Origin of the sequence: Actinacidiphila acididurans (assembly GCF_016918855.1) — a bacterium.
Taxonomy (GTDB): domain Bacteria; phylum Actinomycetota; class Actinomycetes; order Streptomycetales; family Streptomycetaceae; genus Actinacidiphila; species Actinacidiphila acididurans.
Genome location: NZ_JADKYB010000039.1, coordinates 25,471 through 43,363 on the forward strand (window position 1 = coordinate 25,471; position 17,893 = coordinate 43,363).

Annotated in this window: 13 protein-coding genes; 6 read left to right on the forward strand and 7 right to left on the reverse strand. The window is 75.5% G+C overall.

Translation table 11 applies throughout. The features are described 5' to 3' along the window. Positions 1-76 precede the first annotated feature (76 nt). Genes ITX44_RS39295 through ITX44_RS39305 form a run of 3 tightly spaced genes read left to right on the forward strand, consistent with a single transcriptional unit; the run spans position 77 to position 2,357 of the window. Positions 77-838 carry a LamB/YcsF family protein gene (locus ITX44_RS39295; protein ID WP_205364638.1) on the forward strand — a complete coding sequence of 254 codons (762 nt, stop codon included), beginning with the start codon at positions 77-79 and terminating at the stop codon, positions 836-838. Next, a complete protein-coding gene (locus ITX44_RS39300; RefSeq protein WP_205364640.1) occupies positions 835-1,455 on the forward strand; it encodes a 5-oxoprolinase subunit B family protein in 621 nt (206 codons plus the stop codon). Before ITX44_RS39295 ends, ITX44_RS39300 begins: the two co-directional genes overlap by 4 nt. Beyond that, complete coding sequence (locus ITX44_RS39305) at positions 1,452-2,357, forward strand: 5-oxoprolinase subunit C family protein (RefSeq protein WP_205364642.1); 906 nt, start codon at positions 1,452-1,454, stop codon at positions 2,355-2,357. Before ITX44_RS39300 ends, ITX44_RS39305 begins: the two co-directional genes overlap by 4 nt. On the opposite strand, the gene ITX44_RS39310 is transcribed toward ITX44_RS39305, so the two are convergent. The 4 genes from ITX44_RS39310 to ITX44_RS39325 form a co-directional block, all read right to left on the reverse strand. Continuing rightward, on the reverse strand, positions 2,249-3,223 hold the full coding sequence (locus ITX44_RS39310) for an SGNH/GDSL hydrolase family protein (RefSeq protein WP_205364644.1): 975 nt from the start codon (positions 3,221-3,223) through the stop codon (positions 2,249-2,251). The two genes, ITX44_RS39305 and ITX44_RS39310, sit on opposite strands and share 109 nt — an antisense overlap. Beyond that, a complete protein-coding gene (locus ITX44_RS39315; RefSeq protein ID WP_205364645.1) occupies positions 3,220-4,410 on the reverse strand; it encodes a glycosyltransferase in 1,191 nt (396 codons plus the stop codon). Before ITX44_RS39315 ends, ITX44_RS39310 begins: the two co-directional genes overlap by 4 nt. Next, the gene (locus ITX44_RS39320; RefSeq protein WP_205364647.1) at positions 4,407-5,528 is read right to left on the reverse strand and encodes a glycosyltransferase family 4 protein; all 1,122 of its coding nucleotides are present in this window, start codon (positions 5,526-5,528) and stop codon (positions 4,407-4,409) included. The genes ITX44_RS39315 and ITX44_RS39320 overlap by 4 nt, the downstream gene beginning before the upstream one ends. 151 nt (positions 5,529-5,679) lie before the next feature. Beyond that, positions 5,680-7,107, reverse strand: coding sequence for a HEAT repeat domain-containing protein (locus ITX44_RS39325; RefSeq protein ID WP_205364649.1), 1,428 nt, complete (start codon positions 7,105-7,107; stop codon positions 5,680-5,682). Positions 7,108-7,574: 467 nt separating this feature from the next. On the opposite strand from ITX44_RS39325, the gene ITX44_RS39330 reads away from it, so the two are divergent. Beyond that, positions 7,575-9,023 carry a PP2C family protein-serine/threonine phosphatase gene (locus ITX44_RS39330; RefSeq protein WP_205364651.1) on the forward strand — a complete coding sequence of 483 codons (1,449 nt, stop codon included), beginning with the start codon at positions 7,575-7,577 and terminating at the stop codon, positions 9,021-9,023. A 120-nt stretch (positions 9,024-9,143) separates the two neighbouring features. Here ITX44_RS39330 and ITX44_RS39335 read toward each other — a convergent pair whose 3' ends face one another. Further along, the gene (locus ITX44_RS39335) at positions 9,144-10,637 is read right to left on the reverse strand and encodes a DNA-binding protein NsdB (protein WP_205364653.1); all 1,494 of its coding nucleotides are present in this window, start codon (positions 10,635-10,637) and stop codon (positions 9,144-9,146) included. A gap of 227 nt (positions 10,638-10,864) precedes the next feature. Here ITX44_RS39335 and ITX44_RS39340 point away from each other — a divergent pair, with 227 nt between their 5' ends. Both ITX44_RS39340 and ITX44_RS39345 read left to right on the forward strand, forming a co-directional pair. Further along, entirely contained in the window at positions 10,865-11,941 is a 1,077-nt protein-coding gene (locus ITX44_RS39340) for an aminoglycoside phosphotransferase family protein (RefSeq protein ID WP_205364655.1), read from the forward strand. A gap of 279 nt (positions 11,942-12,220) precedes the next feature. Then, complete coding sequence (locus ITX44_RS39345) at positions 12,221-14,233, forward strand: N-acetylmuramoyl-L-alanine amidase (RefSeq protein WP_205364656.1); 2,013 nt, start codon at positions 12,221-12,223, stop codon at positions 14,231-14,233. A gap of 116 nt (positions 14,234-14,349) precedes the next feature. Here ITX44_RS39345 and ITX44_RS39350 read toward each other — a convergent pair whose 3' ends face one another. Both ITX44_RS39350 and ITX44_RS41960 read right to left on the reverse strand, forming a co-directional pair. Continuing rightward, positions 14,350-14,850: a hypothetical protein gene (locus ITX44_RS39350; RefSeq protein WP_205364658.1), complete on the reverse strand. Its 501-nt coding sequence runs from the start codon at positions 14,848-14,850 to the stop codon at positions 14,350-14,352. Between the two features lie 26 nt (positions 14,851-14,876). After that, complete coding sequence (locus ITX44_RS41960) at positions 14,877-17,753, reverse strand: ATP-binding protein (protein WP_236062464.1); 2,877 nt, start codon at positions 17,751-17,753, stop codon at positions 14,877-14,879. Positions 17,754-17,893: the final 140 nt, after the last annotated feature.

Sequence of the window (17,893 nt, forward strand, 5' to 3'; positions counted from 1 at the left end):
ATCGGTGCCCAGGGGGAGCGCCCGCTCTCCCGGTACGACGCGCAGGGCGCTGCCACCGGACCCCGGGGGGATCATCATGACGGACGCGGTCGTCGATCTCAACGCCGACCTCGGCGAGGGGTTCGGCCGCTGGCGGCTCACCGACGACGAGGCGCTGCTGGACGTGGTGACCAGCGCGAATGTGGCGTGCGGCTTCCACGCGGGCGATCCGGTGACCATGCGGCGGGTGTGCGAGGCGGCGGTGCGGCGCGGGGTGCGGATCGGCGCGCAGGTCTCGTACCGGGACCTGGCGGGCTTCGGCCGCCGGGCGATGGACGTCCCGGCCGAGGAACTGGCGGCCGAAGTGGCGTACCAGATCGGCGCGCTGGAGGTGTTCGCCCGGGCGGCGGGCGGCTCGGTGGCGTACGTCAAGCCGCACGGCGCGCTGTACAACCGGGCGGTGCACGACGCCGAGCAGGCCGAGGCGGTGGTGGCGGGCGTGGCGCTGGCGGGCCGGCTGCCGGTGCTGGGGCTGCCGGGCTCGATGCTGCTGGCGGCGGCCGAGGGGGCCGGACTGCGCACGGTGGGCGAGGCGTTCGCGGACCGGGCGTACACCGCGGCGGGCACCCTGGTGCCGCGCGGCCGGCCGGGCGCGGTGATCGAGGCTCCGGACGAGGTGGTGGCCCGGTCGGTGGGGATCGCCCGGGACGGGGTGGTGACCGCGGACGGCGGGGAGCAGGTGAAGGTCGCGGCGCGTTCGCTGTGCGTGCACGGGGACACCCCGGGCGCTGCGCTGCTGGCGGCGCGGGTGCGGCGGGAGTTGGCGGCCGCCGGGATGCGGGTGGAGGCGTTCGTATGACCGTACGGGTGCTGCCCGCGGGGGCGGACGGCGTGCTGGTGGAGGCCGAGGACGGCGACGCGGCCGAGGCGCTGCACGCGGAGTTGCTGCGGCGGCGGGCACTGGGGGAGTTCGCGGAGGTCACCGAGATCGTGCCGGCGGCGCGCACCGTGCTGGTGTGCGGGCTGGCCGATCCGCGGGCCTTTGCCGCGCAGGTGCGGTCCTGGCGGATACCGCCGGTGCCGCGGGACGGCGGCGCGGTGGTGGAGGTGCCGGTGCGGTTCGACGGGCCGGACCTGGCGGAGGTGGCGGCCGTGTGGGGGGTGGCCGAGGACGAGGTCGCGGGCATCGTGACCGGCACCGCGTTCCGGGTCGCCTTCTGCGGGTTCGCTCCCGGCTTCGGCTATCTGACCGGGTTGCCGCGGCAGTTGCGGGTGCCGCGCCGGTCCTCGCCGCGCACCAGTGTGCCGGCCGGCGCGGTGGCGCTGGCCGGGCCCTACGCGGGGGTGTACCCGCGGGCGTCGCCGGGCGGCTGGCAACTCGTCGGCACCACGCAGGCGTCGCTGTGGGATCCGGCGCGGGAGCCCGCGGCGCTGCTGACGCCGGGCGCCGGTGTGCGGTTCACGGCGGCGTCATGACCGCGGCCCCCGAAACGCCCCTGGTAGAGCCGGTCCTGACGGTGGTGCGGGCCGGCGCGCTGACCACCGTGCAGGACCTGGGCCGGCCCGGTCACGCGCACCTGGGCGTGCCGCGCTCGGGCGCGCTGGACCCGCCGGCGCTGCGGCTGGCCAACCGGCTGGTGGGCAATGCGGCGGACGCGGCCGGGCTGGAGACCACGATCAGCGGCTGCGCGTTGCGCCCCTCACGGCCGGTGGTGGTCGCGGTGACCGGCGCGCCCTGCCCGGTACGGGTGGGCGGGCGGCCGGCTGCGTGGGGGGCGCCGGTGCTGGTGCCGGCCGGGTCGGTGCTGGACGTGGGCGCGCCCTCGGGCGGCGGCCTGCGCAGCTATGTGGCGGTGGCGGGCGGGGTGGCGGTCCCGCGAGTGCTGGGCAGCCGCAGCACCGACCTGCTCTCGGGCCTGGGCCCCGAACCGCTGCGGGAGGGCGCGCGGTTGCCGGTGGGGCCGCGGCACGGGCCGAGCCGGGCGGCGGACGCGGTGCCGTATCCCGGTCCGGTACGGGAACTGGTGCTGCCGCTCGCGCCCGGGCCGCGGGACGACTGGTTCACCCCGCAGGCGCTGCGCACCCTGGTGACGGGCCGCTGGACGGTCTCGCCGGACTCCAACCGGATCGGGCTGCGCACGCTGGGCCCGGCGCTGGACCGGGCCCGGGACGGTGAACTGCCCAGTGAGGGCATGGTGCTGGGCGCCGTGCAGGTGCCGCCGGACGGCCGTCCGGTGGTGTTCCTCGCCGATCATCCGACCACGGGCGGCTATCCGGTGATCGGGGTAGTGCCGGAGGGTTCGCTGCCCGCCGCGGCCCAGTCGCCGCCGGGCACCCGCATCCGGTTCGTGCTGCTGCGGCCGACCCGTTTGATGTAGATCACCGGCGGCGGGGCGGTGAGACCGAGGACGTCCAGGGCGTTGGCGGTGGCCTCGTGGGCGGCGAAGTCCAGCAGGGGCGCGGTGCCCCGGGCCTCGTGCCGGTACTCCTCGGCGGCCAGCCGCAGCAGGTCGGGCAGCAGGTCGGTGCAGCGGTCCAGCACCCATTTGGTGCCGCGGGTGGCCATCCACAGCACGGAGGCGGCGGTGCCGGGCGCGGGTCCGTCGGGGTCGAGCCGGGGCGCGGGCCCGGTGGTCAGGCCGCGCGCGGCCAGCAGGGCGTGGAAGTCGCGGGCGAGCATGCGGTGGCCGATCTCGCTGGGGTGCAGGCGGTCGGCGCTCAGCGCCCCGGGACGGCTGGACCAGGGCATGTCGGCGGCGTGCAGGTGGATCGCGCCGTGGTGGGCGGACAGGGCGTGCACGGTGTCGTTGACCGCCCGCATCCGCCGGGCCAGCGGGCGGGACAGCGGCCAGGGCAGCCGCAGCACCGTGCCGGCGTCGGGCAGGCACGCGGTCAGCACCTCGGTGCCGGCCGCGCGCAGTTCCCCCATGGTGCGGTGCAGGTCGCGCGCGACGGCGGCGATGTCGAAGCCGCCGCGCAGGGTGTCGTTGCCGCCGACCAGTACCGAGGCCAGGTGCGGGCGGTGCCGCAGGGCGGCGTCGAGCTGCGGCCCGGACACGTCGTAGGAACGGGCGCCGCTGGACGCGGTGTTGAGCACATCGGCGTCCCGCGGGTCGGCGACGACGCTCTCGGCGAGCAGCACCCCCCAGCCGCGCCAGCCGCCGCCGGGCCGCGGGTCGCCGAGGCCCTCGCTGAGCGAGTCGCCGAGCACGGCGAACCGTACCCGGCGGGTCTCCTCGTTCATGACGGGATCCGATCGGTGACGAGTCCGGCCGGGATCGCGGCGTCGTGGGCGGTCAGGAAGGCGGTCACGGCCGCCGGCCAGGTGTAGCGCTCGGCGCGGGCCCGGGCCCGGGCGCGCCGCTGCTCCTCGGGGACGTCGAGCAGCCGCCGTACGGCTTCGGCGAACTCGGCGGGCGTGGTCGCCGCAGCGCCGGCCGGCCCGATGATGGCCGGCAGGGCGGAGCGGCTGCTGGCGACCACCGGGGTGCCGCAGGCCATGGCCTCCAGCGCGGCCAGGCCGAAGGTCTCGACCGGTCCGGGGGCCAGGGCCACGTCGGCGCTGGCGAGCACCCCGGCCAGCTCGGCGCGGGAGGCGACGTGGCCGAGGAAGGCGACGGGCAGCCGGGCGTCCTTGGCGTGCTGGACCAGCCGGGGCCGCAGCGGTCCGTCGCCGGCCACCACCAGTGCCGCGTCGACTCCGCAGGCGCGCAGTTCGGCCAGTGCGTCCAGAGCGGTGTACGGGCGCTTCTCCGGGGACAGCCGGGAACACAGGGCGAGCAGGACCGGCGCGCCGAGGTCGCAGCGGGCCCGTACCTCCGCGCTCCGGAAGTCCGGCCGCCAGGTGTCCAGGTCGACGCCGAGCGGGGCGCGCACCACATTGCGGGCGCCGATGCGGGCGAACTCGGCCTCGGCCCACGCGGTGGTGCACACCACCTTGGTGTAGGCGTGGGCGGTACGGCGGTTGAGGGCGTCGGCCAGGCGGCGGGCGGCGCCGGACGGCACGCCCCAGGTGCCCAGGACGCCGTCGGCGCTCTCGTGGGAGACCATGACGGACGGCACCCGGTGGCGCCGGGCCCACTCCCCCGTCCACCGCAGGGTGGTGCGGTCGGAGACCTCGAGCCGGTCGGGGGCCAGGGCGTTCAGCGCGGCCTCGACGGGTGCCCGGCGGGCCAGCACCCGGTAGCCGCCGGTGCCGGGGATCTCCGGTCCTGGCACGGTGATGACCCGGCCCTGCGGGGTCCGTTCGTCGCCTGCCTCGGGCCCCGGCACGATCAGCACCGGTTCGTGGCCGGCCGCCGCGTACCCCTCGCCCAGGTGGCGCAGGGCGGTGCGCAGGCCGCCGGAGGTGGGGGTGACGAAGTTGGCGACGCGGACGATCCGCAGGCCGCTGCGGGGGGCGCGCTCGAAGGGGACGGCGGTGCTGGTCATGCCGCGGCCTCCTGGCGCTCGCCGAGCACCTGGGCGTAGTGGTCGAGCAGTTGGTCGCCGACGGCCTCCCAGGTGCGGTCGGCGACGGCCGGCCGGGCCTGGCTGCCGTAGCGGACCCGCAGCCGCGGGTCGGCGTGCAGCAGGCGCACGGCGGCGCGCACCGCGGCGGGGTCGCCGGGCGGGACCAGCAGTCCGGTGCGGCCGTGGTCGACCAGGTCGAGCGGGCCGCCGGCCGCGGGGGCGATCACCGGCAGGCCGCTGGACATGGCCTCCTGGACGGTCTGGCAGAACGTCTCGAACGGGCCGGTGTGGCAGAACACGTCCAGCGACGCGTAGATCCGGGCCAGGTCGGCGCCGGTGCGGCGGCCGAGGAAGACCGCGCCGGGCAGGGCGGCGCGCAGCGCGGGGGCGCTGGGGCCGTCGCCGACGATCACCACGCGCACACCGGGCAGGGCACAGGTCTCGGCGAGCAGTTCGACGTGCTTCTCCGGGGCGAGCCGGCCGACGTAGCCGACGATGAGCTCGCCGCGCGGGGCCAGTTCCCGGCGCAGCGCGTGGTCGCGGTGGCGCGGGTGGAAGCGCTCGGAGTCCACGCCGCGCGGCCACAGGTGGACCCGCGGGATGCCCTGGTCCTCCAGGGCGGTCATGGAGGCGCTGGAGGGGGCCAGGGTGCGCGCCGCGGCGGTGTGGACGGCGCGGATCCGGCGCCAGGCGGCGGACTCCCCGGCGTTCAGGTAGGTCTTGGCGTATCCGGCCAGGTCGGTCTGGTAGACCGCGACGGCCGGGATGCGCAGCCGGGTCGCGGCGGCCAGGCCGCGGACCCCGAGTACGAAGGGGCTGGCCAGGTGGACCAGGTCGGCGCGGTGGGCGGCGATGGCCGCGGCGGTGCGGCGGCCGGGCAGCGCCACCCGCACCTGCGGGTAGCCGGGGAGCGGGAGGGACGGGACCCGGACGACCGGGCAGGGGTCCTGTCCGGGGTCGGGCGGCTGGGGTCCGGCCGGGGCCACGACGAGCGGTTCGTGACCACGCTGGACAAGGTGCTCGGCCGTGCGCAGGGCACAGTGGGCCACCCCGTTGATGTCGGGTGGGAAGGACTCGGTGACGATGGCGACACGCATACGGTGGTTGTCGCCGGGCTGGACGTTGTCAGGGCCACGTGGATCTTACCCGGAGGGGAACGCCCCATGAGCGTTGGGACACGCGAGCCCACCTGGGCGTCGTCATGTGCGACGCTGTGCCGCCGGGCGGGTCCCGGCGGTCACCCGGACATCACCTGGCGGAGCCGCCGGAGCTGAGCCGGCCGCGTACGGCGGTCTGCACCTCGGCCTCTTCGGCGGGGTCGGCGGCCAGCCGGCGCAATTGCGTCAGCACCCGTACGTCCCCGGAGGCGGCGGTGCGCGCGGCCAGTTCCCTGGTGCTCTCCTCGCAGTCCCACAGGCACTCCACGGCGAAGCCGGCCGGGAAGCCGGGGTCGGCGCCGGCCAGGGCGCGGGCGGCGGTGCCGCGCAACTGCGAGGAGGCGGTCTCCCGGTACAGGTGGCGCAGTACGGGGGCGGCGCGGCACTCGCCGAGCCGGCCGACGCCCTCGACCAGGGCGTCGAGTCCTTCGGCGTCGGCGCCGCCGCCCTGCACGGTGCGGCGCAGCGCGGCCAGTACCAGGTCGCCGTCGTCCGGGTCGCCGTGCCGGGCCAGCAGGCGGGCCGCGGCGGCGCCGAGCGGATCGGTGCGTACCGCCCAGCGGCGGGCCCGGTCCAGGGCCTGGTCGTCCCGTAGCCGTTCGAGCGATTCCACGGCGGCGCGGGCCACCCGTTCCTCAGGGCTCTCGGCGGCGGCCTCGATGAGGTCGAGGCGGTCCGGGTCGAGGCGGTCGGCGAGGTGGCGCAGGGCGGCGGCGCGGGCGGCGGAGGGTCCGCGGCGGGCGGCGGCCAGCAGCGCGGGGCGGTCCTCGGGTCCGGCGACCGCGTGCAGGCAGCGGGCGGCGGCCTGGTCGCGCTCCACCGGGGGGCACTCGGTCAGGCCCTGTTCGGCCCAGTCCAGGACGGCGGCCACGCTCCAGCCCGGGGTGGGCCCCGCGGTCCGCAACTGGCGTTGCCAGCGGTCGAAGGAGACCTGCTCGGTGGCCTTGCGGACCCGGCCGGCGGTGGCGGGATGCGCGGCGTCCTCGGCCCACAGCTGCCAGGGGCGCGGCTCGTACGCCTCGCGCACCGCGGCGGCCAGGGCCGCGTCGCCCTCGGGGCTCTCGGGGAAGCGGGCCACGACCGCGGGGCCCAGGGAACGCAGTCCCGCCTCGTCGTCACGCAGCGCGAGCTCGTCCAGTGCCCATTCCCAGCAGCCGCCGGTCGCGGCATAGCGGCGCAGCAGACGCAGCGCGTCGCGGCGGCCGTATCCGGCCAGATGGCCGAGCACGGAGAGCGCCAGCCCGCAGCGGTGCTCGTCCGGGACGATCAGGTCGTCGGGGTGGAAAAGATGCTGTTCGATCCCGTCGAGCGGGCCCTCCAGGTCGGAGTAGAGCCGTGCGTAGTACAAGGAGCGCGATTCGACCCGCCAGTCGAGGCGGGGGTCGCGCAGCACGCACTGCTCCAGGGCGGCGAGGGCCTCGGCCCTCGGCGCCGCCAGGGCGTGCAGCGGCCCGTCCCCGCGTCCTCTCTGGAGGAGGCCGAGAAGGGTGCCGCTGGGCGCTATGTCTGGGTCGAACATGAGGTCAGCATCCGGTGCGGGGGATTCCATGGCAACGGGATTTCCGCTGCCGATGCCCGGCATCCTTACCGGCGACCGGGCGATTCACACCTGGCGGGGGGCAGGTTTGCGTGGGGACGGGCGGCGGAAGCCTACCGATTCGCGGTACTGGATGTCGCTTCGGGGCGCGGCGGAAGCGGGCCCCGGGACGGGGCGTACACCGGGCCGTGGCGCACCGGCCGGTCCGGGAGCGCCACGGGAGAGTGACGGCTGTCCGGGTGAGTGCTGAGGGCCGTCATTGACCGCGGTTCCGCGGCCCCCGCCGCTGGTGGCCGGAAATGTGCTGGACGTTCGGCATATGCCGCCAGCACCACCGGATCGGGTATCGCCGAAACCCTTACGGGTCGTCGCTCCCTGTGCAACAGTCGTTACCGGTCGCCCCGCTCCGCCCCAAGGGCGCCTGCCAGCAGACACGTTCGGAGTGCGTCATGCCGTCGCCCACGCACGCGGATCACTCCGCGGCACAGCCACCGGATCCCGGTGCCGTGGATGCGCTGATCACTCAGGCACGTCAACTGCGCACCCGGGTCGACGCGGTGCTGCGGGACAGCGCGACCGCGCTCGAGGACCCGCAGGTGCGCTGGCAGCGCGCGCTGTGCGACCTGGCGGTGCACCAGCTCGACGACCTCGGCACGCACCTGGGCCAGCTCAGGGACGGCTTCGAGCCGGAGACCCCGGCCGCCGGCGAGCCGGTGGTGGAACCGGCCGCGCGCCGCGGGGTCCCGGACGCGGCGGCCGTGGGCGCGCTGGGCCGGGCGGGCAGCGCCGAGTGGGTTCTGCTCACCGACGCGGTGGTCTGGTCGGACGAGCTGTACCGGATCTTCGGCCGGGACCCGGAGGACGACCCGCTGACCCTGGACGAGCTGCCCTCGTGGCTGTTCTCCGAGGATCAGCATCTGCTCACCGAGATGGTGACCGCCGCCCTGGTGGACGGCCGGCCGATCGACGGTGAGTTCCGCATCGTGCGCGCGGACGGATCGGTGCGCACGGTGCACATGGTGGGCGAGCCGGTGCTGGGCGCCGACGGCGGCACGGAGTCCTTGTGGGCCGTGCTGCGCGACGTCAGTGATCTGCGCCGCAGCCAGCGGACGCTTCGGGAGACCCGTGACTCCCTGGAGCGCCAGTGGCACATCGCGCAGACCGAGCGCCGGCTGGCGGTCGAACTGCAGGAGGCCGTGCTTCCCCCGTGGCGCGGCAGCCTGCGGTTCCCGCAGGACGGAGGGCCCACCACCATGGACCTGGCAGCGCATTACCTGCCGTCCGGCACCAGCGCGCTGATCGGCGGCGACTGGTACGACGCGCTGCAATTGCCGGACGGCTCCTCGCTGCTGACCGTCGGCGACCTGACCGGGCACGGAGTGGCGGCCACCTCCGGGATGGCGATGCTGATAGGCGCGCTGCGCGGGATGGCCGTGGCGGGCCTGCAGCCGGGCCCGCTGATGGGCCGGCTGAACGACCTGCTGGACACCTCCCCGCAGCCCGCGCTGGGCAGCGCCCTGTGCTGCCGGTACGAGCCGGACACCAGGACGCTGCACTGGGCGCAGGCCGGGCACCCCGCTCCGCTGCTGTTCCGCGACGGAGCGGGGCGCGTGCTGAACCCGCCGGACGGCGTGCTGCTCGGGGCGACCTCCGGCGCCCGGTACGGTCAGGCCAGCGAGCAACTGGCCACCGGCGACCTGCTGGTGCTGCACACCGACGGGCTGGTGCCGCGCCGCAGCACAGCGGACGCCGACGCCGGGACGAACCGGCTGCTGGCGATGGCCGCGCGGTTCACGGCCGCCAGGTCCGCGCAGGAGTGCCTACGGATGCTCGCCGAGGAGTTCAGCACCCCCGAGCGCGAGGACGACGCCTGCGTGCTGATCGCCAGGATCGGCTGAGCGCGCCGGCACCGTACGGGCCGTACCGGGATGCCGCCCCGGAATCTCCTTCCATTGACCGCACCGGTTCCGTCGACCGCACCTGTTCTGTTGACCGCACCGCTCCGGTGCGTGCTCGGGTCATACGTTCATCCGCCCGGCGGTGCCGCCCCGCCCGGTCCCCTTGCGGCCGGGCCTGGGCAGCGCGGTCTCGATCTCGCGCCGCAGGTCCCGTACCGTGCCCTGGTCGGAGTAGCGGCCGGTGAGCCGGTACATCTCGCGCAGCCGGTCCCAGGTGCGGTGCGAGGAGGTCTGGCCAATGGACAGCAGCGCCATCCGGGCGTAGCGGTCGGCCTGGTCGGGGTCACCGGCGATGAAGCAGGCCGAGGCCAGCGACAGGTAGTCGAAGATCATCGACCGTTCGTGGCCGCCGGTGCGCAGGTCGATCGCCTGTTTCGCGTGGTACTGCGCCTGCACCGCGGCCGCCGGGTCGTGGTCGGCCAGGGTGCGGTGGGCCAGCGCGTTCATGCCGTGCAGGTCGGCCGCGTCGAAGTTCTGCATCCAGCTCGGCGCCGGCACGTCGCCGGAATCGGCGGCGAACAGGTCCTCGGCCTGGCCCAGGGTGCGCCGCATCTGCTGGCCCTGGCCCATGGCCGCCTGTGCCCACGCCTCGATGGTCAGCAGCATGGCCCGGGTGCGCGGCAGGGCCTCCTCGCCCGCGCCGGACCGGGCCAGCTTCATCAGGTCCAGCGCGTCGTCGGGCCGGCCCAGGTGCACCATCTGGCGGGCGGCCCGGGACAGCGCCTCGCCGGCCCGCGGCCGGTCGCCGCTCTCCCGGGCGGCGTGCGCGGCGATCACGAAGTACTTCTGCGCGGTGGGCTCCAGGCCCACGTCGTGGGACATCCAGCCGGCGAGCACCGCGAGGTTGGCCGCCACGCCCCACAGCCGGCGCTGCAGGTGCGGCGGATGCCGGTAGGAGAGCATGCCGCCCACCTCGTTGAGCTGGCCGACCACTGCCTTGCGCTGCAGGCCGCCCCCGCGCGAGGCGTCCCAGCGCCGGAACACCTCCACCGAGTGCTCCAGGGACTCGATCTCCTGGGAGCCGACCGGCGCCGCCTCGTAGGCGTCGTAGGCGGCGGGGTCGGCGTGCAGCGGGTCGTCGAGCACCGGGGCGTCGGCGGCCAGCGCCGGGTCGGAGTGCAACCAGTCGTACATGGCGGAACTGAGTACGGAGCCGGAGGCGAGCGCGGCGCCCGCGCCCACCAGACCGCGTCGGTTCAGCATGAGGTCCATTCCCGTGAATTCGGTGAGGACCGCGGCGGTTCGCTCCGGCGGCCACGGCAGGCCGTCTCCGGTCGGTTTGTTCCCCGTTTGCCGGCGCCGGTCGAACCCGAGATCCTCGATGGTCACGACACGGCCGAGACGCTCGGTGAACAGCGCCGCCAGCACCTTCGGCACGGGGTCGCGCGGCGTCTCCCCGGTGTCGATCCAGCGGCGTACCCGCGAGGTGTCGGTGGCGAGCTGGGGATGACCCATGGCCGCCGCCTGCCGGTTGACCAGCCGTGCGAGTTCGCCTTTGGACCACCCGGTGAGGCCGAACAGATCCGCGAGTCGGGTGTTGGCTGCGTTGCCCACGTCAAGCCCCCAGGTTCCTCGGCTGCGTTGACAGTAATCCCCCCGACAATCGCCCCGCGACTATTCGCCAGGGTTCGCCAGGGTCCGCCAGATGGTCTGCCACCCGCGCCCGGGTGTCAGGTAGGAACGCGCCACCCCGCTCCGTCGCCGCATTCCCCAGGGTGCGCCGGCGGGCCGGGGCGGCGTCCCCGAAGTCGTCGGCGCGCGAAGGGATCTGCTTCTTCATCATGTACTCGGCATCCACCTCCGTGTCCGTCCCGGCCCGGCCCGTCCGGCCGGTGGCGGAGCCGGCGCTGCGACCACGGCCACCGGCCGTGCGGCGCGGCATGGCCGGCACATCCCATCCGCTCAGCGGGAGACTCGACTTGACCGGCCCGCAAGGGGGCCAGATCCGCACCGCCGTCGCCGCGGTGCAACGGATCTGCCCCGAGTTCGCCCCCGTGCAACTGCTGCGCCGCGGCGGGCGGACCGCGCTGCTGATCGGGACCTCCGGGCGGGCCCCGGCGGTCGCGAAATGCCTGCTGGACCACTCACCCACGGGGGCGGAACGTTTCCGCCAGGAGATAGCCGCCTATCGCACCTTCGTCCGGCACCGGCCCCCGGTCCGGGTACCGCGGCTGATCGCGGCCGACCCGGACAGCTGCGTCCTGGTGCTGGAGCGGATGCCCGGCCGGATGGTCTCCCCGCAGCGGCACCCGTCCCAGCAGCCGACCCGCGGCGACGTGCGGGCGGCCCTGTCCGCGTACTCCCGGATCAACCTGTGGCGCCCGCCGGCCGGATCGTTCGACGCGCCCGTGGACTACCCGGCCCGGATCAGCCGTTACCACGAGCTCGGCCTGCTCACCGACCGGGACCAGGGCGACCTGCACAAGCTGCTGCACGGACTGGCGCACACCCAGGGCCAGTTCTGCCACGGCGACGCGCTGCTGTCGAACGTGCTGCTGTCCCCGGCCGGGCCGTCCCTGGTCGACTGGGAGCACGCCGGCTGGTATCTGCCCGGCTACGACCTGGCGGTGCTGTGGTCGGTGCTGGGCGACGACCCGGCGGCCCGGCGGCAGATCAGCCAGCAGGCGCAGGCGGCCGGCCCCGACGCCCGTGACGCCTTCCTGGTGAACCTGATGCTGGTGCTCACCCGGGAGATCCGCACCTACGAGACGGCCGTGCAGCGCACCATGCAGGGCCCAGGACCGGTGACGCCGGGCGCGGTCGAGGCCGGCGAGGAGCAGCGGCTGCTGCTGCGCCGGCTGCACGACGACTGCGGCATGGCCCGCCGCGCGGTACGGGCCGCGGTCGGCACCCGCTGACCCCGGCGTCATCCCCCCACTCTCCGCGGGATCTCCCGCGGTGCCTTGCGCGACCCCCGTGCGGCCTACGGGCGGGACTGTCACGGCTCCGATACGGAGCGCCCCACCCGCCCCATTGGTCCACACCACTGATGCGCACCAGGTCGGCGCGCCAAGGCCGCCGAAAGTACCGCACGAGGCGGCCACACCGGCACTGACGTGCGAAGACGACGTCGTATACGGATAGTTGACGGGCGGTTCGCCAGCCGATACCTGTGTGATGCCAATGAACCGGCATCCATGGAGGTGGCTGTGCAAGGAACCGCTCCCCCGTCCGACAGACCCCGCGGCCGGCGCACGCTGCGTACGCTGACCGCCGCCACGGCCGCGGCGGCCCTGCTGCCGGTCCTCGGCACCGCGCACGCGGCCGAACCGGCCGCGCCGCAGGCCGGCCCGTTGCAGCAGGCCTTCGCCGACGCCGCCGCGCATTACCAGGTGCCGCGCAGCGTGCTGCTGGCCGTGTCGTACATGGAGTCCCGCTGGGACACCCACCAGGGCCTGCCGAGCGTCACCGGCGGCTACGGTCCGATGCACCTGACCGACGCCCGTACCGCGCTGGCGGACTTCCCCCAGCAGGCCATGGGCGACGGCGGCGACGACGGGCGCGGCGACGACTCCCGCCCGCTGATCACCCGGACCACCGCGCAGGCCCCCGATGTCGCCGCGCTGCCGGCGAACCTGACGACCGTGGACAAGGCCGCCACGCTCACCGGCCTGTCCGACCAGGCCCTGCGCGAGGACCCCGCGGCCAATGTGGCCGGCGGCGCGGCGCTGCTGGCCGACGCCCAGCGCGGGCTCGGCGAGCCGCTCGGCTCCGACCCCGCCGACTGGTACGCGGCGGTGGCCCGGTACTCCGGCGCCGACGACGCGCAGACCGCGGCCTCCTTCGCCGACGACGTCTTCGACGTCCTGGCCGGCGGGCAGAGCCGGCTCACCGACACCGGCGAGCAGGTCACACTGGCCGCCGACCCCGGGCTGAAGCCGGCCGCCGGCCAGAGCGCCAGGATCGGGCTGCGCAAGACCAACGACGCGGGCACCGAGTGCCCGCCGGGCCTGGGCTGCGAGTGGGTGCCGGCGCCGTACCAGGACCTGGGCGGCGGCGACTACGGCAACTACGACCTGGCGAACCGGCCGGTGGACGAGAAGATCGACACGATCGTCATCCACGACACCGAGGGCTACTGGGACACGGCGATGCAGCTCGTCCAGGACCCCACGTACCTGGCGTGGCACTACACCGTGCGCTCCTCCGACGGCCATGTCGCCCAGCACGTGCTGACCAAGAACGTCGGCTGGCACGCGGGCAACTGGTACGTCAACGCCAAGTCGATCGGCATCGAGCACGAGGGCTTCCTGGTCGACCCGGGCACCTGGTACACCGAGGCGATGTACCGCTCGTCGGCCCGGCTGGTGCGCTACCTGGCCGCCAAGTACGACATCCCGCTGGACCGCCAGCACATCCTGGGCCACGACAACGTGCCCGGCCCGACCGCCTCGTACATCAGCGGCATGCACACCGACCCGGGCCCGTACTGGGACTGGGGCCACTACATGGAGCTGCTGGGCGCGCCGGTGCACCCCACCGCGGGCCCCTGGGGCGGCGCGGTGACCATCGACCCGCAGTACGAGACCAACCAGCCGCTGTACACCGGCTGCGTCAAGGCCGGTACCCCCTGCCCGGCGCACGGCTCGGACGCGGTGCGGCTGTACACGGCGCCCAGCTTCGACGCGCCGCTGGTGAAGGACATCGGCCTGCACGGGGCGACCGGCGCCAGCACCACCGACGTCAACGACGTGGGCGCGCGGGCCTCGACCGGCCAGCAGTTCGCGGTCGCGGACCGGCAGGGCGACTGGACGGCGATCTGGTACCTGGGCCAGGAGGCCTGGTTCTGGAACCCGGCCGCGGCGCCCACCGCCGTCAACGCGCTCGCCCTGGTCGCCACCCCGAAGCCGGGGCTGGCGAGCATCCCGGTGTACGGCCGCGCCTACCCCGAGGCGTCCGCCTACCCGGCCGGCGTGCCGGTGCAGGGCCTGTACGCCATGCCGTACCAGGTGCTCGCCGGGCAGCGGTACGTGGTCGGCGGCGCGGTGCACGGCGAGTACTACTACGCCGTGACGTACGACCCCTCGACCAGCCACACCGTAGTGCGCGGCAAGCAGCTCTACTACGAGGTCCAGCTCGGCCACCGGGTCGAGTGGGTCCGGGCGGACGACGTGGACCTGCGGCTGTCGCCGGTGGGCGCGTCGCACTGACGGTTCAGACCGCTCGTACGCGAGAAGGCGCCGCCGGATCCGGTCCGGCGGCGCCTTTCGTACGTCGTTCGTGCGGCTTTCGTACGTCGTTCGTACGTCGCGAGCGTGCCGCGGACTCAGCCGGCCCGGAACATCTCCGCGGGCAGCGGCTTGAGCAGCTGGTACAGGTCGTCGGTGATCGGCCGGTCCCAGGTGGCGATGGTGACCTGGACGCCGTCGCTGCGGTCGAACTGGGCGCAGGCGACGCGCGACTCGGAGATCTTGACGCGGCGCACGATGAGCAGGCTGTCGCCGTGCATCACCGGGGTGTCCTCGACGCCGGTGACCTCGGCGGGCTCGTCGTTGCCGAGCGCGGCCAGCAGTTGCGCCACCTCGAAGGGCACCTGGCCCTCCTCCAGCTCCCGGGCCGGCGACCCCTCGGGCAGGTTCCCGATCAGCATCGCCGGGCCACGCCCGCCGAACAGGTCGTAGCGCAGGTAGATGCCCTGGCAGCTTCCGTCGGGCCCGGGCAGCAGCCCGGCGCCCAGGTCGCCGGGCCAGTCCCCCGGGTCCATGGCGAGGACATCGAAGTCCGGACCGGTGGGCGTGGCCGGGGTGCGCCGGCGGAGGAAGGCCATGCCGCCATCGTACGGGCAGCGTGACGTCACGGGGACCCGGGAGCGGCTGCCTGCGGGGTGCGCTCCGGCAGTCCTGCCCGGGGCAGCAGGGCCAGCTCCGCTCGGGCCAGCTCGGCCAGCCCGTCGGCGCCGCTGTCCCGCGCTCCCTCCAGGCCCCGCAGCAGCCGCCGGGCCGCCGCGGAGTGCGCGCCGGCCGCCCGCAGCGCGGCGCCGTGGGCGATCAGGGCGCGGGCCAGCTCATGGGTCGCGGGCGAGTTCTCCAGGCGGGTGACCGCCTCCTCCAGCAGGGGCAGCGCCTGCGGGCCGCCGGTCACCTCGGCGGTGACCCGCAGCGCCATGCCGACGGTGGAGGGCGCGCCGAACTGGCGGGCGCGCGCGAGCGCATCCTCGGCGAGGGCCCGGGCCCTGCCCGGGGCGTCCGGCGCCTCGGCCAGCGCCAGGTGGAGCTGCCAGGGGCACCAGGCGGGGTTGCGCATGCCGCGCGGGTCCAGCCGGCGCCCGACGGCCGCCAGTTCCGCCGCCGCGTCCCGGTGCCGGCCGCGGGCCAGCAGCAGCTCGCCGTACACGGCCTGCGCGTCGGGGAAGGTGACCGCGGCCGGGAACGGCGCGCCGAAGGCGTACTCGGCGGCGAGCGCCGTCGCCTCCTCGATACGGCCGCGGGCCACCAGGATCTGGATCAGCACGGCCACCGAGTACCACTGCGCGGGGGTGCCGCGGCCGACCCGGTCGGCCAGCCGCACGCCCTGCCGGGCCAGCTTCTCGGCCTCGGCGAGCCGCCCGCTGCGGTAGCGCAGGTGGCCGAGCAGCAGGTAGCCGAAGGACAGGTGGGCGCCGCGCCAGCCCTGCTGCTCGAAGTCGGCGATACCGGTGGCGAACAGTTCCTCGGCGCGCTCGGGCCGGTCGGCGTAGACGTACGCCATGGCGACCAGGACCGGCACCTCGAAGCCGCGGTCCTCGTCCGCCCAGGGCAGGCCGCCGGTCAGCGCTCGGCCGGCGTGCTTCAGCGCGACGGAGGCGGGTTCGCCGCGCAGCACCGCGTCCCAGGCGCGCAGTCCGATGATGTACCGCTCGGTCAGGTCGCGGCCGGTGAGCCGGTCGGCCAGCCGGGTCAGCCGGCGGGAGCGGCTGGGCGAGTCGGGTTCGTCGGAGCGGAAGGCGTCCCACATGAACTGCTCGGCCTGCATCCGCAGCCGGGTACGGGCACTGGTCGCGGTGCGCGCCGCCTCGCCGACCACTTCGGCGGCCTCGCTGATCCGGTCGGTGTGCGCCAGGCACTGGGACAGCCGGAAGACGATGCCGTCGCGCAGTGCCGGGTCGTCGATCGGCTCGGCCAGCGCGGCCCGCAGGTGGTTGACGGTGGTGGACGGCTCCAGCAACTGCGAGGCGCAGCCCAGTTCGTAGAGGACGGCGGCGCGCTGCTCGGGCAGCGGCGGTTCGCGCAGGGCCCGGGCCAGATGGGCGCGGGCCGCCTCCGCGGCGCCGGCCCGCTGCATCTCCCCGGCGGCGGCCCGAAGCTGCTCGACCACCCAGGGGTCGCCCTCCGGGTGGGTCTCCAGCAGGTGGCGGGCGGCGGCCCGCGCGCCGAGCCCGGCGTCCATCACGGTCCAGGCGGCCTGGCCGTGCAGGGCGACCCGTACGGCGTCGGGGATGGCGCGGTAGACCGCGGTCGCGATCAGCGGGTGGACGAACTCCAGGGGTTCGGTGGGACCGCCGCGCTCGGGCCGCGACCCCGGCCGCCCCAGCCGGCCCATCCGCTCGAACCGGCCGGTCCGCTGGGGCCGTTCGGAACGCTCGGGCGACTCCGACCGCTCGGGCCTCTCGGACCGCTCGGAACGCTCCGACCGCTCGGAACGCTCGGACCATTCGGGCCGCTCCGACCGCTCGGAACGCTCAGCCCGCTCGGTGGCGAGGATCCGGGCCTCGCGCAGCCGGGCCGCGCAGTCGGCGGCCTGTTCCGGGCCGAGGCCGGCCACGGCGGCGGCCAGCGTGGGCCGGGCCTCGGCGCCGAGAACGGCGACGGCCCAGGCGAGCCGGGTCGCGGACGGGCCGAGCCGCTCCAGCCGCGAGATCAGGCCGGGGCCCTTGACCGCGGCGGCCAGGTCGCGCAGCAGCGGGGCGCTGTGCCCATGGGGGCGCAAACCGCGGTCGCGGATCTTGGCGGTCAGCTCGACGGCCTCGAAAGGGTTACCGGCCGTAACGGCCCAGCACTCGCGGCAGAACTCCTCGTCGGCGTGCTGGCCCAGCGACGCCCGCACCAGCCGGCCGACCGCCTCGGCGGTCAGCGGTTCCAGGCCCAGCGGGCGGTGCCCGGCCCGGCCGGACAGGCCGTGGAACGCCCGCGCGCCGGCCGGGAGTTCGTCCGGCCGGTAGGCGACCACCAGCAGAAGCGCGAGGTCGTCGGCGCGCGGCGCGAAGGCGGCCAGCCAGTCGAGCGACTGGGGATCGGCCCAGTGGGCGTCGTCGAGCACCAGGACGACGGGCGCGCGGTTGACGGCGAGGTGGGTGAGCACCCAGTCCAGGCCGTCGCGCAGGCCCTGCGGGTCCGGCGGCGGGCCGTCGGCGGTGCACACGCCGAGCGCCGGGCCGACGATGCCGTACCAGGCGCCGAGCGTGCCGCGCAGTTCGGCGTCGGTCAGGCCGGCCAGCCGGGGTTGGAGCAGTTGGCGGGCCACATGGAAGGCGACCTGCTGCTCCTGGTCGCCGCCCCGGGCCGACAGCACGGTGCAGCCCCGTGCGGCCGCGCGCCGCCGTACCTCGGCCAGCAGTGTCGTCTTCCCCAGTCCCGCGGGCGCGGCGAACGCGATCAGCCCACCGGTACCCGTGGCCAGCTCGTCCAGCGCGCCGTCCACGGCGGCGAGTTCGCCGTCGCGCTCCAACAGCGCACCCGTACGGTGCGGCGGCATCGTGACCCCCCTGACCCGGCGGCCGTGCGCCCCATCGCCGGCCGTACCGTACGGACAAGCGTCCGATGGCCCCACAGCGTACGCCTCCGACTGCGCTGTGTGAGGAGGTTGCGAAGGTTTCGGCCGGGTCGACCGGTTAC

What these genes read in the sequence shown, in the direction of transcription:
- ITX44_RS39295 (WP_205364638.1), top strand. Translation starts at nt 77, where the DNA reads ATGACGGACGCGGTCGTCGATCTCAACGCCGACCTCGGCGAGGGGTTC.
- ITX44_RS39300 (WP_205364640.1), top strand. Translation starts at nt 835, where the DNA reads ATGACCGTACGGGTGCTGCCCGCGGGGGCGGACGGCGTGCTGGTGGAG.
- ITX44_RS39305 (WP_205364642.1), top strand. Translation starts at nt 1,452, where the DNA reads ATGACCGCGGCCCCCGAAACGCCCCTGGTAGAGCCGGTCCTGACGGTG.
- ITX44_RS39310 (WP_205364644.1), bottom strand. Translation starts at nt 3,223, where the DNA reads ATGAACGAGGAGACCCGCCGGGTACGGTTCGCCGTGCTCGGCGACTCG.
- ITX44_RS39315 (WP_205364645.1), bottom strand. Translation starts at nt 4,410, where the DNA reads ATGACCAGCACCGCCGTCCCCTTCGAGCGCGCCCCCCGCAGCGGCCTG.
- ITX44_RS39320 (WP_205364647.1), bottom strand. Translation starts at nt 5,528, where the DNA reads ATGCGTGTCGCCATCGTCACCGAGTCCTTCCCACCCGACATCAACGGG.
- ITX44_RS39325 (WP_205364649.1), bottom strand. Translation starts at nt 7,107, where the DNA reads ATGTTCGACCCAGACATAGCGCCCAGCGGCACCCTTCTCGGCCTCCTC.
- ITX44_RS39330 (WP_205364651.1), top strand. Translation starts at nt 7,575, where the DNA reads ATGCCGTCGCCCACGCACGCGGATCACTCCGCGGCACAGCCACCGGAT.
- ITX44_RS39340 (WP_205364655.1), top strand. Translation starts at nt 10,865, where the DNA reads ATGTACTCGGCATCCACCTCCGTGTCCGTCCCGGCCCGGCCCGTCCGG.
- ITX44_RS39345 (WP_205364656.1), top strand. Translation starts at nt 12,221, where the DNA reads ATGGAGGTGGCTGTGCAAGGAACCGCTCCCCCGTCCGACAGACCCCGC.
- ITX44_RS39350 (WP_205364658.1), bottom strand. Translation starts at nt 14,850, where the DNA reads ATGGCCTTCCTCCGCCGGCGCACCCCGGCCACGCCCACCGGTCCGGAC.
- ITX44_RS41960 (WP_236062464.1), bottom strand. Translation starts at nt 17,753, where the DNA reads ATGCCGCCGCACCGTACGGGTGCGCTGTTGGAGCGCGACGGCGAACTC.